We start from the raw sequence: 13,029 nt of genomic DNA, 5'->3' as shown, positions 1-13,029 counted from the left end.
CTTCCCCGGGAACGGCGGGGGCGCGGGCCGCCCGGACCGGACACCGGAGCGACCGGAACGCCTCAGCGAGCGATCGATTCCAGCCATTCCGCGTCGATTTCGCCCTCGGCCACGATCACCGCGGGGCCGGTCATCTCGATCTCGCCGTCCGGACGCTCGGTGATGACCAGGGTGCCGCCGGGGACGTCGACGGTGTACGTCGCCGGGGCGCCGGTGACGGCCGGGTCGGCGCCGTCGCGGCGGGCGGTGGCCACGGCGACCGCGCAGGCGCCGGTGCCGCAGGAGCGGGTCTCGCCGGAGCCGCGCTCGTGGACGCGCATCGCCACGTGCCGGGGGCCGCGGTCCACGACGAACTCGACGTTGACGCCGTCGGGGTAGGCGGCGGCCGGGCTGAAGGGCGGCGCCTCGAGCAGCGGACCGGCGTCCGCGAGGTCGTCGACGAAGGCCACGGCGTGCGGGTTGCCCATGTTCACGTTGCGGGCGGGCCAGCTGCGGTCGCCGACACCGACGGTGACGTCGCCCTCGGGGAGGCGGGCCCTGCCCATGCCGACGGTGATGCCGCCGTCCTTGTCGATGTGCACGGTCTTCACGCCGCCGCGGGTGGCCACCGCGAGGTCGCCCTCGCCGGTGCGGCCGGCGCGCTGGAGGTAGCGGGCGAAGACCCGTACGCCGTTGCCGCACATCTCGGCGACCGAGCCGTCGGCGTTGCGGTAGTCCATGAACCACTCGGCCTCGGCCGCCAGGTGCCGGGCCTCGGGGTGGGCCGCGGAGCGCACGACGTGCAGCAGGCCGTCGCCGCCGATGCCCGCGCGGCGGTCGCACAGGGCGGCGACGGCGGCCGGGGGCAGCTCGATGACGTTCTCCGGGTCGGGGACGATCACGAAGTCGTTCTCGGTGCCGTGGCCCTTGAGGAAGGCGATCCGCGTGCTCATTCCTCGATCGTACGGTGCGGGTCCGACATCCCGTACGGCGGCGGCGCGGGGGCCCCGGTCAGCGCAGGCGTGCCACGCGCCACACGGCGAGCGCGACGACCGCCGCGAGCAGCAGGCAGTACGCCCCGACGACCCGCCAGTCCGGACGGCGGCCGGAGCCGCGCGGCGGCAGGCCGGGCCAGGTGTAGCCCACGCGGCGGGCGGCCATCATGCCCCAGCCGCCCGCGCAGAGGCAGATGAGCAGGCCCAGCATGGCGATCACGGCACCGCTGTCGCCGAAGTCGAAGGCGAGCGGGAAGGCGAACATCAGGGAGCCGAGCGCGCCCAGGCCGACGATGGGCGCGAGCTGCCACAGGCGGAGCCTGCGCTGCGGGCGGAGCTCGACCTCGACCTCGGGGCCGCCGGTGTACATCTCCTCGGGCGTGGGACCGTCGTCGGTCACGCCACCGTCGGCGTCGGCGTCGTCGGTCACGTCCGGGTCCAGCCGCGCGGCGTCGGGCTCCCGCTCACCGGTGCCGGTGGTGCGGTTCCCCGTGCCGTGTGCGGTGTCGCGAGGGCCGGCCTCCATCGCCACGCGCCCTCCCAACTCGGACTCCACTTGGTCGATCGAAGCTCGATGATGGCACGGTGACGCAGGCCCGGATGACGACCGGAGCGTCCCGATGCCATCACGTGATCAGGCTGTGACCGGTCGTTCGACCAACGCCAGGGCCAGCTGCGGAAGTTCTGTGACATCTGCCGCAGCCCCACTGAGCCAGTGCACCCGCGGGTCGCGTCTGAACCATGAATCCTGACGGCGCGCGAAGCGTTTGGTGGCCCGGACGGTCTCCGCGCGGGCCTCGTCGAGGGTGCACTCCCCGGCGAGCGCGGCGAGCACCTGCTGGTAGCCGAGCGCGCGCGAGGCCGTACGCCCCTCGCGCAACCCTTTCGCCTCCAGTGCGCGCACCTCGTCGACGAGCCCGGCGTCCCACATCCGGTCGACGCGGCGGGCGATGCGCTCGTCGAGCTCGGGGCGGGCGACGTCGACGCCGATCTGGACGGTGTCGTACACGGAGTCGTGGCCGGGCAGGTTGGCGGTGAAGGGCCGGCCGGTGATCTCGATGACCTCCAGGGCCCGGACGATCCGCCGGCCGTTGCTGGGGAGGATCGCCTGGGCGGCGTCGGGGTCGGCGGCGGCCAGGCGCGCGTGGAGCGCCCCGGAGCCGCGCAGGGCCAGCTCCTCCTCCAGCCGGGCCCGGACCTCGGGGTCGGTGCCGGGGAACTCGAGGTGGTCGACGGCGCCCCGGACGTACAGTCCCGATCCACCGACCAGGACGGGCCAGCGCCCCTCGGCGAGCAGGGCGTCGATGCGCGCGCGGGCGAGGCGCTGGTACTCGGCGACGGAGGCGGTGACCGTGACGTCCCAGATGTCCAGCAGGTGGTGCGGGACCCCTTGGCGCTCCTCGGGCGTCAGCTTGGCGGTGCCGATGTCCATCCCCCGGTAGAGCTGCATGGAGTCGGCGTTGACGACTTCGCCGCCGAGTCGCTGCGCCAGGAAGACGCCCAGATCGGACTTTCCGGCCGCGGTGGGTCCGACGACGGCGATGACGCGCGGGGAGAGGGGTGCACTGCTCACCGCCCCAGTCTCGCAAACCCCGAGGGGTGGTCTCGAACGAGTTACGTGACGGCCCGTGTGCGGGGTCGTTGCCTGTTGCGAGGTTTTCGCCGCCGATTCGGTGGGGGCGGCCACCCGGGGGCGCAAACGGACGCACCGGACGACGCGGGATTTCGCCCGCACGAGTACCGTATGGAGTGGATATGGGCGTTTTCGCACGGATTTTTGGCAGGTCGAAGGTCTCGGAGGAGGCGTCGTCCGCCGAGGCCGGGGCTGAGGCCGACACGGAGACGGCCGAGCCCGCGGCTGAGGCGGCGGCTGAGACGGCGGAGCCCTCGGGTCCGTCGGGCGCCGAGGCGGAGGAGACGGCCCCCGCGGCGGCCGCCGGGACCGACGGGAACGGCACCGACGACGGCGTCGAGATCCCCAAGCAGCAGTCCGCCGACGAGGCCGCCGACAGCGAGGCCGGTGAGGGCGCCCGCAGGTAACTGCCCCGCGCGGGAAGGTGAAGCATGGGTCTGATGGACAATCTGAAGGCCAGGATCGCCCCGGCCAAGGACAAGGTGTCCGACTTCGCACAGCGGCACGAGGACAAGGTGCACCACGGCCTCGACAAAGCCGCCAAGGTCGTCGACGAGCGGACCAAGGGCAAGTACACCGACAAGATCCACTCGGGGACGGGCAAGGCACACGGAGCCATGGGCCGCCTCGCGCACAAGGGCGACGACCCGGCGGCGGGCGGAGGCACGCCACCGCCGGACGCACCGCCGCCGACCACCTGACCGGCACGTCACGGACGGCCGCGCAGCCCCCGGGCGCGCGGCCGTCCGCCGTGTCCGGCCGGACCGGGCTCTACGACCAGGTGGCGACCAGGTAGCCGACCCCGTAGGGCGCGTCCTCGTACAGCAGGGCGCCCGCCAGATCGGCGTCCTCGGCGGCTCCCGCCAGGACCTGCCACGGGGCCCGCCCCGACACCTGCAGCTCCCGGGCGAGCGCGACGTCCAGCTCCTTCAAAGCTGGCACGTCGGCCGAACCCAGCGCCCGCGCGACGGACGCGTCGAACGGCTCCGCCCGCTCGTCGAGATAGCCGGGCGCCTTCAGCGTGCGGCAGGCGCTGGCGTCACCCATCACCAGCAGCGCCACCCGGCCGGCCCGGGCGGCGATCTCCCTTCCCGTCTGGATACACCGCTCGGCGGTCGTCGGTTCCCCCACGCCGAGTCCCTCGATCGGGGCGTCCGACCAGCCGGTGCGCTCCAGCAGCCAGGCGGCGACGGCCAGGGACGGCGGCAGGACGCCCTGCGGCTCCGCTCCCGCGGCTCCCGCGCCCAGGCGTACGGCTGCGTCCACCCCGAAGCCCCGGAAGTCGCCCGGCGTGCCCTCCGGGCTCGTCCCGGTCCGATCCGCGGGCCCGACGACCAGCAGCAGGTCGGGCCGGGCGGCGGCGAGCACCCCGAGCGCGTCGGCGCACGCGGCACGCGCGGCGTCCAGCTCGGGGGCGGCGCCCGCCGCGACCTCGGGCACGAGGAGGGGCGGGCACGGGCAGACTGCGGCGGCGACAAGCATGATCGGCAGCCTACTGCGGCGCCGCACGGCGGCCCGGGACGGCTCCCGCGGTGCCGTCAGTCGATCGCGCAGCCCGAGGTGGCGACCGGCAGCGGCTCGGGCACGCCCACCTTGGGCAGGCCCAGCAGCACGCCCGCCGGCTTGGCCTGCGCAGCGGCGTCGCGCTTCTCCCAGGCGTCGCCCGCGCGCGTGCGGCGTACGTCGAGGACGGGGCCCTCGGCGAGGAGGTGGTGCGGGGCGGCGTAGGTGATCTCGACGGTCACCACGTCACCGGGGCGGACCTCCTGGTCCGGCTTGGTGAAGTGGACCAGGCGGTTGTCGGGGGCACGGCCGGAGAGACGGTGCGTGGCGTCGTCCTTGCGGCCCTCGCCCTCGGCGACCATCAGCTCCAGGGTGCGGCCGACCTGCTTCTTGTTCTCCTCCCAGGAGATCTCCTCCTGGAGGGCGACCAGCCGCTCGTAGCGCTCCTGGACGACCTTCTTCGGGATCTGGCCGTCCATCGTGGCCGCCGGGGTGCCGGGGCGCTTGGAGTACTGGAACGTGAACGCCTGCGCGAAGCGCGCCTCGCGCACCACGTGCAGCGTCTGCTCGAAGTCCTCCTCGGTCTCGCCGGGGAAGCCCACGATGATGTCGGTGGTGATCGCGGCGTGCGGGATGGCGGCGCGGACCTTCTCGATGATCCCGAGGTAGCGCTCCTGGCGGTAGGAGCGGCGCATCGCCTTCAGGACGGTGTCCGAGCCGGACTGGAGCGGCATGTGCAGCTGCGGCATCACGTTCGGCGTCTCGGCCATGGCGGCGATCACGTCGTCGGTGAAGTCGCGCGGGTGCGGGGAGGTGAAGCGGACGCGCTCAAGGCCCTCGATGTTCCCGCAGGCCCGCAGCAGCTTGCTGAACGCCTCGCGGTCGCCGATGTCCGAGCCGTACGCGTTGACGTTCTGCCCGAGCAGGGTGATCTCGCTGACGCCCTCGGCGACCAGCGCCTCGACCTCGGCGAGGATGTCGCCGGGGCGGCGGTCCTTCTCCTTGCCGCGGAGGGCCGGGACGATGCAGAAGGTGCAGGTGTTGTTGCAGCCGACGGAGATCGAGACCCAGGCCGCGTAGGCGCTCTCGCGCCGGGTGGGCAGCGTGGAGGGGAACTCCTCCAGCGACTCGGCGATCTCGACCTGCGCCTCCTCCTGCACGCGCGCGCGTTCCAGCAGGACGGGCAGCTTGCCGATGTTGTGCGTGCCGAAGACCACGTCGACCCAGGGGGCCCGCTTGACGATGGTGTCGCGGTCCTTCTGGGCGAGGCAGCCGCCGACGGCGATCTGCATGCCGGGCCGGCTCGCCTTCTTCGGCGCGAGGTGCCCGAGGTTGCCGTACAGCTTGTTGTCGGCGTTCTCCCGGACCGCGCAGGTGTTGAAGACGACGACGTCGGCGTCGCCGTCGGAGCCCTCGGGCGCGCGGACGTACCCGGCGTCCTCCAGCAGACCGGACAATCGCTCGGAATCGTGGACGTTCATCTGGCACCCGTAGGTGCGTACCTCGTATGTCCTGACGCCCACTGCCTGGCTCCGGTCGCTGCTGCTCATGGGACAAGGGTATGCGGTCCCACGGACACCCCAGCCACCCTTCACGAGGGGCCCGGCGCCCACCCCTGGCGGCGCAGTACGGCGCCCACGTCCGGCGCCTCGTAGTGGTCGCCCTTGAGGACCTTGCCGTCGGCCCGGCGGGTGACCTGGCCGTCCGGGCCGATCTTGGTCATGTTGGAGCGGTGGATCTCGGCCAGGACGGCGTCCAGGTCGATGCCGTGCACGAGGGCGGTGCCGTAGGCCACGTACACGACGTCCGCCAGTTCGTGCGCGAGCCGGTCGAGGGGGCCGGTGACGGAGACCTCGGCGACCTCCGCGGCCTCCTCGGCGAGCAGCTCTGCCCGGTGGGCGGCGAGCTCGGGCGCCACCTCCGTCGGGGTGGTGCGGGCGTCGAGCCCGAAGGCCAGGTGGAACCGGCGGACCAGGTCGGCGGGAGAGGCACTCATGCGGCCGACTGTAGCGAGCGGGCGGCGCCGGTCCGGGCCCGGCCTGTGACCCCGGCCCTGGTCAGCGGGTGCGGCGGCTGGCAGGATCGCGGCCATGTCCACAGCTCTCACCCGCATCAGCAGGCGCCGGGCCCTCCAGGGCGGGGCCGCCGGCGTCGTGGCCCTCGGGCTGCTGCTGTGGTGGATGCTGCCCCTGGGCGAGGAGCCGCCGAGCGGGACGATCACGTTCAGCACCGGCACGCGCGCGGGGGTGTACCAGGAGTACGGCGAGCTGCTGCGCGAGGAGCTGGCCAAGGACATGCCGCAGCTGAAGGTGCGGCTGCTGACGAGCGACGGCTCGCAGGAGAACGTGCAGCGGGTGGCGACCGGCCGGGCCGACTTCACGATCGCCGCCGCCGACGCCGTGGACACCTACCGGATCGGCGGCAAGCCGGTCATGGACCGGCTCCGCGGGGTGGCCCGCCTCTACGACGACTACGTCCAGCTCGTCGTGCCGCCCGACTCGGACATCCGCTCCGTCGCCGACCTCAAGGGCAAGCGGGTGGCCATAGGGCTGCCGGACTCCGGGGTCCGGCTGATCGCCACCCGGGTGCTGGAGGCGGCCGGCATCGACCCGGAGAAGGACATCACGCCCCGCTCGGACGGCATCGACACCGGCCCCGAGCGGCTCGGGAACGAGCTCGACGCGTTCTTCTGGTCGAGCGGGGTGCCCACGAACGGCCTGAAGAAGATCGCGGAGACCACCTCGTTCCGGTTCGTGCCGATCGACGCCGACCTGGTCGCCAAGGTGCACGCCCAGGGCGACGCGGCCCACTTCTACCGGGCGACGAACATGCCGGAGTCGGCCTACCCCACCGTCCAGAACGGCAGCACGGTACCCACCATCGCCGTCTCGAACCTGCTGATCACCCGCGAGGACATGGACCCCCGGCTCACCGAATGGCTGACCCGGACGGTGATCAAGAGCCGCGACGGCATCGGCGCGCACGTGCACTCCGCGCAACTGGTGGACCTGCGCACGGCGATCTACACGGACCCGCTGGGCCTGCACGATGGCGCCCGGCGGTACTACCGGTCGGTGAAGCCCTAGGTGGATCGACCCGCAGGGATGTCCCGTCAGGTGACCGGGCCGGTCCTCGGCAGGGTCACCGTCACCCGCAGGCCGTGCGGCTCGTGGTGGGCGTACGCGATCGTGCCGCCGCCCGCCGCGAGCAGGGCCCGCGAGATCGACAGGCCGAGACCGGAGCCCTTGACGTTCTGGTGACGTCCGCTGCGCCAGAAGCGGTCGCCGATACGGGCAAGCTCCTCGTCGGTGAGGCCGGGGCCGCGGTCGGCCACCTCGATCGTCGACATGTCGCCGTCGGACGCGACGGTCACCTCGACGCCCTCGTCCCGCGGGGTGAACTTCACCGCGTTGTCGATCACGGCGTCCAGCGCGCTGGACAGGGCCACCGGGTCGGCCCAGGCGGTGGTGGCCGGGCAGGTCCCGCGCAGCCGTACCCCCTTCGCCTCGGCCGTCGGCGCCCAGGCGGCGACGCGCTCGGCGGTGAGGGCGCCGATGTCGGTCAGCCGGACGTCGGCCTCGGTGTGCTCGGCGAGGGCCAGGTCGAGCAGGTCGTCGAGGACCTGGGCCAGCCGCCGGCCCTCGGCCTGGACGGAGGCGATCTCCTCGTTGCCCTCGGGCAGTTCGAAGGCGAGCAGTTCGATGCGCAGCAGCAGGGCGGCGAGCGGGTTGCGCAGTTGGTGGGAGGCGTCGGCGACGAAGGCCCGCTGCTGTTCGAGGACGTCCTCGACGTTGTCGGCCATCTCGTTGAACGACCGTGCCAGGCGCCGCAGTTCCGGCGGTCCGCTGGCCACCGCGACCCGGGACTTCAGGCGTCCGCTCGCGATCTCGTGCGTGGTGACGTCCAGGACCCGTACCGGTCGCAGCACCCAGCCGGTCAGCCGGAGGGCGGCACCGACGGCCACCAGCATGGCGGCGGTCAGACCGGCGCCGATGATCAGCCAGCCGTCCAGGATCCGGGACCGCATCGGCCCGGTGGGCGAGTCCGTGACCACGACGGCGACGACGTCACCGTCCCGGATCACCGGTGAGGCGACGACCAGCCGGCCGCGCTGCCAGGGCCAGACCTGCTGCGGGTCGTGGCTGCGCCGGCTGAGCAGGGACTCCTTGAAGGCGTCGCGCACCTCGCCGGTCCCGGGCAGGAACCAGGTGCTCGGCCCGCTGGCCAACGGGGTGTCGTTGGGCAGGAAGACTCCGGCGCGGATGCCGTAGACCTCGTGGTAGTTCTCCAGTTCCCGGCTGAGGACGCGCAGGACGTCACGGGAACCGGCGGTGGCCTCGGTGGCGGGCCGCGCGATGGCCGCGAAGTACGCCGTGTCGTCGATCCGGTCGACGACGACCTTCTGTTGCTGGGCGGCGGCCAGGCTCACCGCGAGCGGCACGCCGAGCGCGAGCAGCACGGCCGCCATGAGGACGATGAGCAGCGGGAGAAGCCGAGTGCGCACCCTGGCCCGCTACGCCGCCGGGGCCACGAGCCGGTACCCGACCCCGCGCACGGTCTCGATCAGCGCCGGCATCCGCAACTTGGCGCGCAGGGACGCCACATGCACCTCCAGGGTGCGGCCGGTCCCCTCCCAGCTCGTGCGCCAGACCTCGCTGATGATCTGTTCCCGGCGGAAGACCACACCGGGACGCTGCGCGAGGAGGGCGAGCAGGTCGAACTCCTTGCGCGTGAGCTGAACGGCCGCACCGTCCACGCTGACCTGCCGGGTGGGCAGCTCTATGTGCACGGAGCCCAGCCGCAGCACGCCCTCGCCGCCCGTCGCCGCGTCCTCGGGCACGCTGCGCCGGCTGACGGCGTGGATCCGGGCGAGCAGTTCCCCGGTGTCGTACGGCTTCACGACGTAGTCGTCGGCGCCGAGGTTCAGCCCGTGGATGCGGGAGCGGACGTCGGAACGAGCGGTCACCATGATCACCGGGGTGCTGGTGCGTTTGCGGATCTTGCCGCAGACCTCGTAGCCGTCCTGGTCGGGCAGGCCGAGGTCGAGCAGGACGACGCCGAAGCCGTTGCCCTCCGGGACCAGCGCCTGCAGGGCCTCCTCGCCGCTGCGGGCGTGCGTGACGTCGAAGCCGTGCCGGGCGAGGACCGCGGACAGCGCGGCGGCGACGTGGTTGTCGTCCTCGACGAGAAGCAGTCTCATCCGTGCCTCCTTCGGTTCACCGGGCGTACGGTTCGGACGGGTGCGGGTGCGGTGCGGATGCCGGTTCGGGTCCGGGAGGACCCGAGCGTGCACATGGCAGTCACGCTGATGGACGAGGACGGCGTCAAGAGGGTTCCGGTTGCTCGCTGTTTCCGTTATGCAGCCGGTACGCGCACGTTCGCCGGTACTACGACACGTGTCCGATTGCTATCGGATCGTGATGCTCAGATTCACCTCAGAAGTAATGACGCAGGTCGGGAACGGTCACTACTGTCCTCCGAAACCGAGGAGGACGGAGCCTGAGAGCGATGACCGAAGTATCGGTGGCCAAGGACGACGTGGCCGCGTCCGGCGACCTTGTGGTCCTGAAAGATGTGAACAAGCACTTCGGCGCGTTGCACGTGCTCCAGGACATCGATCTGACGATCGCCCGCGGCGAGGTCGTCGTCGTCATCGGGCCCTCCGGGTCCGGCAAGTCCACCCTGTGCCGCACCATCAACCGCCTCGAGACGATCGACTCCGGCTCGATCACCATCGACGGCAAGCCGCTGCCCCAGGAGGGCAAGGAGCTGGCCCGGCTGCGCGCCGACGTCGGCATGGTCTTCCAGAGCTTCAACCTGTTCGCGCACAAGACCGTGCTCGAGAACGTGATGCTGGGGCAGATCAAGGTCCGCAAGGCGGACAAGAAGAAGGCCGAGGAGAAGGCCCGGCAGCTGCTGGACCGCGTGGGCGTGGGGACCCAGGCGGACAAGTACCCCGCGCAGCTCTCCGGCGGGCAGCAGCAGCGTGTCGCCATCGCCCGGGCCCTGGCCATGGACCCCAAGGTCATGCTCTTCGACGAGCCCACGTCGGCGCTCGACCCGGAGATGATCAACGAGGTCCTGGAGGTCATGCAGCAGCTGGCCCGCGACGGCATGACCATGATCGTGGTCACCCACGAGATGGGCTTCGCGCGTTCGGCGGCGAACCGGGTGGTCTTCATGGCCGACGGCAAGATCGTCGAGGAGGCCGTGCCCGACCAGTTCTTCAGCGCCCCGCGCAGCGACCGCGCGAAGGACTTCCTGTCCAAGATCCTGCACCACTGACGGACTGCGCCCCGCAGCCGACGCCCTGCGTCACCCGCCGGCCCGTCTTCAGGGCACGTGTCTCTTCATCACACAAAGGATGTTCACCATGAAGCTCCGCAAGGTCTCCGCCGCGGCCGCCACGGCCCTCGTCCTCACCCTCACCGCCACCGCGTGCGGCGGCGACAGCGACAGTGAGGGCGGGTCGGGTTCCGGTGGGGGCGGCAAGAAGATCACCGTCGGCATCAAGTTCGACCAGCCGGGCATCGGCCAGAAGACGCCGCAGGGCTACTCCGGCTTCGACGTCGACGTCGCCACGTACGTCGCGAAGAAGCTCGGTTACAGCGAGGACCAGATCGAGTGGAAGGAAGCGAAGAGCGCCGACCGCGAGACCATGCTCCAGCGCGGTGACGTCGACTTCATCGCCGCCTCCTACTCCATCACCCCGGAGCGTCAGGAGAAGGTCGACTTCGCCGGCCCGTACCTGCTGGCCCACCAGGACGTGCTGGTCCGTGCCGACGACTCCTCGATCAAGGCCCCCGCGGACCTCAACAGCAAGAAGCTGTGCTCCGTGACGGGTTCGACGTCCGCCCAGAACGTCAAGGACAAGCTGGCCCCCAAGGCCGACCTGCAGCAGTACCCGACGTACTCCGCGTGCCTGACCGGTCTGCAGAACAAGGCCATCGACGCCCTGACCACGGACGACTCGATCCTCGCCGGCTACGCCTCGCAGGACCAGTTCAAGGGCAAGTTCAAGCTCGGTGGCTTCAAGATGACCAACGAGAACTACGGCATCGGCGTGAAGAAGGGCAGCGACCTCAAGGCCAAGATCAACAAGGCCCTTGAGGACATGGTCTCCGACAAGTCCTGGGACGCGGCCGTGAAGAAGAACTTCGGCCCCGCGAACTACCAGAACGAGCCTGCGCCGGCGATCGGCGACATCAAGAGCTGATGACGTGTGCGCCGCCCGCGAGGGCGGCGCATCGGTCCCAGTCCACACGCGGAAGCGCGGGAGATCGTGTTCGACTTTCTTGAAGGTTATGACCTGCTGGGGGCCTTCTGGGTGACGGTGCAGCTCACCCTGCTCTCCGCCGCCGGCTCCCTGGTTTGGGGAACTGTTCTGGCCGCCATGCGTGTCGGCCCAGTCCCTCTGATGCGGGGCTTCGGCACCGCGTACGTGAACGTGGTACGGAACATCCCGCTGACGGTGATCATCCTGTTCACCTCACTGGGACTCAACCAGACCCTGCAGATCGACCTGGGCGCGCACAATTTCGAGAGCATCAACTTCCGGCTCGCGGTGCTCGGTCTGATCGCCTACACCTCGGCGTTCGTCTGTGAGGCGATCCGCTCCGGGATCAACACCGTCCCCGTCGGCCAGGCGGAGGCGGCCCGCGCCATCGGTCTGAACTTCGTGCAGGTCCTGACGCTCATCGTGCTGCCGCAGGCGTTCCGCTCGGTCGTCGGTCCGCTGGCCAACGTCCTGATCGCGCTGACCAAGAACACGACGGTCGCCGCCGCGATCGGTGTGGCCGAGGCCGCGCTGCTGATGAAGAAGATGATCGAGAACGAGGCACAACTCCTGGCGATCTCCGCGGTCTTCGCCTTCGGCTTCCTGTGCCTGACCCTGCCGACCGGCCTGATCCTCGGCTGGGTGGGCAAGAAGGTGGCGGTGAAGCGATGAGCTCCGTCCTGTACGACGCCCAGGGGCCCCGCGCCAAGCGGCGCAACGTCCTCTTCACGGTGCTGTTCATAGTCGCCCTCGCCGCGATCGTGTGGTGGGTCTACACGAACCTCGCCGAGAAGGAACAGCTCGACTGGGAGAAGTGGAAGCCCTTCTTCCACACCGAGGCATGGACCACGTACATCCTGCCCGGCCTGAAGAACACGGTGATCGCGGCCGCCCTGTCCATGATCATCGCGCTCCCGCTCGGCGCCGTCCTCGGGATCGCCCGCCTCTCGGACCACGCCTGGATCCGCGTCCCCGCCGGAGTGATCGTCGAGTTTTTCAGGGCCCTCCCCGTCCTGATCCTCATGATCTTCGGGCTGGCCCTGTACTCCGAGTACACCAACGTCAACTCCGACGACCGCCCGCTCTACGCGGTGATCACCGGCCTGGTGCTCTACAACGCCTCGGTGCTGGCCGAGATCGTCCGGGCCGGCATCCTGGCCCTCCCCAAGGGCCAGACGGAGGCCGCGCACGCCATCGGTCTGCGCAAGACCCAGACGATGACGTCCATCCTGCTCCCGCAGGCCGTCACCGCGATGCTGCCGGCGATCGTCAGCCAGCTCGTCGTGATCGTGAAGGACACCGCGCTCGGCGGCGCCGTCCTCACCTTCCCGGATCTGATCGCGGCCGTGAGCCCGATGAGCTCCTACTACGGCGCGAACACCATCGCGAGCTTCACCGTGGTGGCCCTGATCTTCATCGCCATCAACTTCGCCCTGACGACGTTCGCGAGCTGGCTGGAGCGCAGGCTCCGGCGCAGCAAGAAGAGCACGGGCGCCGTGCTCAGCGCGGACGACATGGAGGAGCTGAACCCGGCCGGCACGGGTGGGACCTTCGGGACCGGGGCCGAGCACTAAACGGCTGACGGCGTATCGGAGAGGGCAGTGGCTTGATGGCCACTGCCCTCTTTGCTCGCCGGCACCCTT

The 13,029-nt window shown here is 71.0% G+C and carries 15 protein-coding genes; 7 read left to right on the top strand and 8 right to left on the bottom strand.

The genetic code is table 11. The annotated features are described in order from the left end of the window. Window positions 1-62: 62 nt before the first annotated feature. The 3 genes from dapF to miaA form a co-directional block, all read right to left on the bottom strand. A complete protein-coding gene (gene dapF / locus F8R89_RS26295) occupies window positions 63-932 on the bottom strand; it encodes a diaminopimelate epimerase (protein ID WP_151786253.1) in 870 nt (289 codons plus the stop codon). 58 nt (window positions 933-990) lie between these two features. Beyond that, the gene (locus F8R89_RS26290) at window positions 991-1,500 is read right to left on the bottom strand and encodes a hypothetical protein (protein ID WP_151786252.1); all 510 of its coding nucleotides are present in this window, start codon (window positions 1,498-1,500) and stop codon (window positions 991-993) included. A gap of 108 nt (window positions 1,501-1,608) precedes the next feature. Continuing rightward, window positions 1,609-2,547, bottom strand: a complete 939-nt coding sequence (miaA, locus tag F8R89_RS26285; protein ID WP_151786251.1) for a tRNA (adenosine(37)-N6)-dimethylallyltransferase MiaA — start codon at window positions 2,545-2,547, stop codon at window positions 1,609-1,611. Between the two features lie 182 nt (window positions 2,548-2,729). On the opposite strand from miaA, the gene F8R89_RS26280 reads away from it, so the two are divergent. Both F8R89_RS26280 and F8R89_RS26275 read left to right on the top strand, forming a co-directional pair. Continuing rightward, window positions 2,730-3,014: a hypothetical protein gene (locus F8R89_RS26280; protein WP_151786250.1), complete on the top strand. Its 285-nt coding sequence runs from the start codon at window positions 2,730-2,732 to the stop codon at window positions 3,012-3,014. Between the two features lie 24 nt (window positions 3,015-3,038). After that, a complete protein-coding gene (locus F8R89_RS26275; RefSeq protein ID WP_151786249.1) occupies window positions 3,039-3,308 on the top strand; it encodes an antitoxin in 270 nt (89 codons plus the stop codon). Between the two features lie 70 nt (window positions 3,309-3,378). On the opposite strand, the gene F8R89_RS26270 is transcribed toward F8R89_RS26275, so the two are convergent. From F8R89_RS26270 to F8R89_RS26260, 3 genes are read right to left on the bottom strand one after another with little or no spacing between them, the layout of a single operon-like run. Then, the gene (locus F8R89_RS26270) at window positions 3,379-4,089 is read right to left on the bottom strand and encodes a class III extradiol dioxygenase subunit B-like domain-containing protein (protein WP_151786248.1); all 711 of its coding nucleotides are present in this window, start codon (window positions 4,087-4,089) and stop codon (window positions 3,379-3,381) included. 56 nt (window positions 4,090-4,145) lie between these two features. Next, a complete protein-coding gene (gene miaB, locus F8R89_RS26265; RefSeq protein ID WP_151786247.1) occupies window positions 4,146-5,660 on the bottom strand; it encodes a tRNA (N6-isopentenyl adenosine(37)-C2)-methylthiotransferase MiaB in 1,515 nt (504 codons plus the stop codon). 41 nt (window positions 5,661-5,701) lie between these two features. Beyond that, window positions 5,702-6,106, bottom strand: coding sequence for a MazG nucleotide pyrophosphohydrolase domain-containing protein (locus F8R89_RS26260; RefSeq protein WP_151786246.1), 405 nt, complete (start codon window positions 6,104-6,106; stop codon window positions 5,702-5,704). A gap of 94 nt (window positions 6,107-6,200) precedes the next feature. Here F8R89_RS26260 and F8R89_RS26255 point away from each other — a divergent pair, with 94 nt between their 5' ends. Beyond that, entirely contained in the window at window positions 6,201-7,196 is a 996-nt protein-coding gene (locus F8R89_RS26255; RefSeq protein WP_151786245.1) for a TAXI family TRAP transporter solute-binding subunit, read from the top strand. A 26-nt stretch (window positions 7,197-7,222) separates the two neighbouring features. Here F8R89_RS26255 and F8R89_RS26250 read toward each other — a convergent pair whose 3' ends face one another. Then, window positions 7,223-8,614 carry a sensor histidine kinase gene (locus tag F8R89_RS26250; RefSeq protein WP_151786244.1) on the bottom strand — a complete coding sequence of 464 codons (1,392 nt, stop codon included), beginning with the start codon at window positions 8,612-8,614 and terminating at the stop codon, window positions 7,223-7,225. Between the two features lie 9 nt (window positions 8,615-8,623). Then, window positions 8,624-9,310, bottom strand: coding sequence for a response regulator transcription factor (locus tag F8R89_RS26245; RefSeq protein ID WP_151786243.1), 687 nt, complete (start codon window positions 9,308-9,310; stop codon window positions 8,624-8,626). A gap of 308 nt (window positions 9,311-9,618) precedes the next feature. On the opposite strand from F8R89_RS26245, the gene F8R89_RS26240 reads away from it, so the two are divergent. From F8R89_RS26240 to F8R89_RS26225, 4 genes are all read left to right on the top strand, one after another. Then, entirely contained in the window at window positions 9,619-10,395 is a 777-nt protein-coding gene (locus F8R89_RS26240) for an amino acid ABC transporter ATP-binding protein (RefSeq protein WP_055622141.1), read from the top strand. A gap of 88 nt (window positions 10,396-10,483) precedes the next feature. Further along, window positions 10,484-11,326 carry a glutamate ABC transporter substrate-binding protein gene (locus F8R89_RS26235; protein WP_151786242.1) on the top strand — a complete coding sequence of 281 codons (843 nt, stop codon included), beginning with the start codon at window positions 10,484-10,486 and terminating at the stop codon, window positions 11,324-11,326. Window positions 11,327-11,392: 66 nt separating this feature from the next. Further along, window positions 11,393-12,058 carry an amino acid ABC transporter permease gene (locus F8R89_RS26230; protein WP_151788290.1) on the top strand — a complete coding sequence of 222 codons (666 nt, stop codon included), beginning with the start codon at window positions 11,393-11,395 and terminating at the stop codon, window positions 12,056-12,058. Next, window positions 12,055-12,960, top strand: coding sequence for an amino acid ABC transporter permease (locus F8R89_RS26225; RefSeq protein ID WP_151786241.1), 906 nt, complete (start codon window positions 12,055-12,057; stop codon window positions 12,958-12,960). The genes F8R89_RS26230 and F8R89_RS26225 overlap by 4 nt, the downstream gene beginning before the upstream one ends. Window positions 12,961-13,029: the final 69 nt, after the last annotated feature.

This window comes from Streptomyces sp. SS1-1 (genome assembly GCF_008973465.1).
Taxonomy (GTDB): Bacteria; Actinomycetota; Actinomycetes; order Streptomycetales; family Streptomycetaceae; genus Streptomyces.
Note: the sequence above shows the minus strand (reverse complement) of the source record. Positions and strands in the feature narration are given on the sequence as shown.

Bases quoted from the DNA above. Each gene is read 5' to 3' on its own strand.
- F8R89_RS26235 (WP_151786242.1), top strand. From the start codon at position 10,484: ATGAAGCTCCGCAAGGTCTCCGCCGCGGCCGCCACGGCCCTCGTCCTC.
- F8R89_RS26280 (WP_151786250.1), top strand. From the start codon at position 2,730: ATGGGCGTTTTCGCACGGATTTTTGGCAGGTCGAAGGTCTCGGAGGAG.
- F8R89_RS26225 (WP_151786241.1), top strand. From the start codon at position 12,055: ATGAGCTCCGTCCTGTACGACGCCCAGGGGCCCCGCGCCAAGCGGCGC.
- miaB (WP_151786247.1), bottom strand. From the start codon at position 5,660: ATGAGCAGCAGCGACCGGAGCCAGGCAGTGGGCGTCAGGACATACGAG.
- F8R89_RS26245 (WP_151786243.1), bottom strand. From the start codon at position 9,310: ATGAGACTGCTTCTCGTCGAGGACGACAACCACGTCGCCGCCGCGCTG.
- F8R89_RS26275 (WP_151786249.1), top strand. From the start codon at position 3,039: ATGGGTCTGATGGACAATCTGAAGGCCAGGATCGCCCCGGCCAAGGAC.
- F8R89_RS26260 (WP_151786246.1), bottom strand. From the start codon at position 6,106: ATGAGTGCCTCTCCCGCCGACCTGGTCCGCCGGTTCCACCTGGCCTTC.
- F8R89_RS26240 (WP_055622141.1), top strand. From the start codon at position 9,619: ATGACCGAAGTATCGGTGGCCAAGGACGACGTGGCCGCGTCCGGCGAC.
- F8R89_RS26270 (WP_151786248.1), bottom strand. From the start codon at position 4,089: ATGCTTGTCGCCGCCGCAGTCTGCCCGTGCCCGCCCCTCCTCGTGCCC.
- dapF (WP_151786253.1), bottom strand. From the start codon at position 932: ATGAGCACGCGGATCGCCTTCCTCAAGGGCCACGGCACCGAGAACGAC.
- F8R89_RS26255 (WP_151786245.1), top strand. From the start codon at position 6,201: ATGTCCACAGCTCTCACCCGCATCAGCAGGCGCCGGGCCCTCCAGGGC.
- F8R89_RS26290 (WP_151786252.1), bottom strand. From the start codon at position 1,500: ATGGAGGCCGGCCCTCGCGACACCGCACACGGCACGGGGAACCGCACC.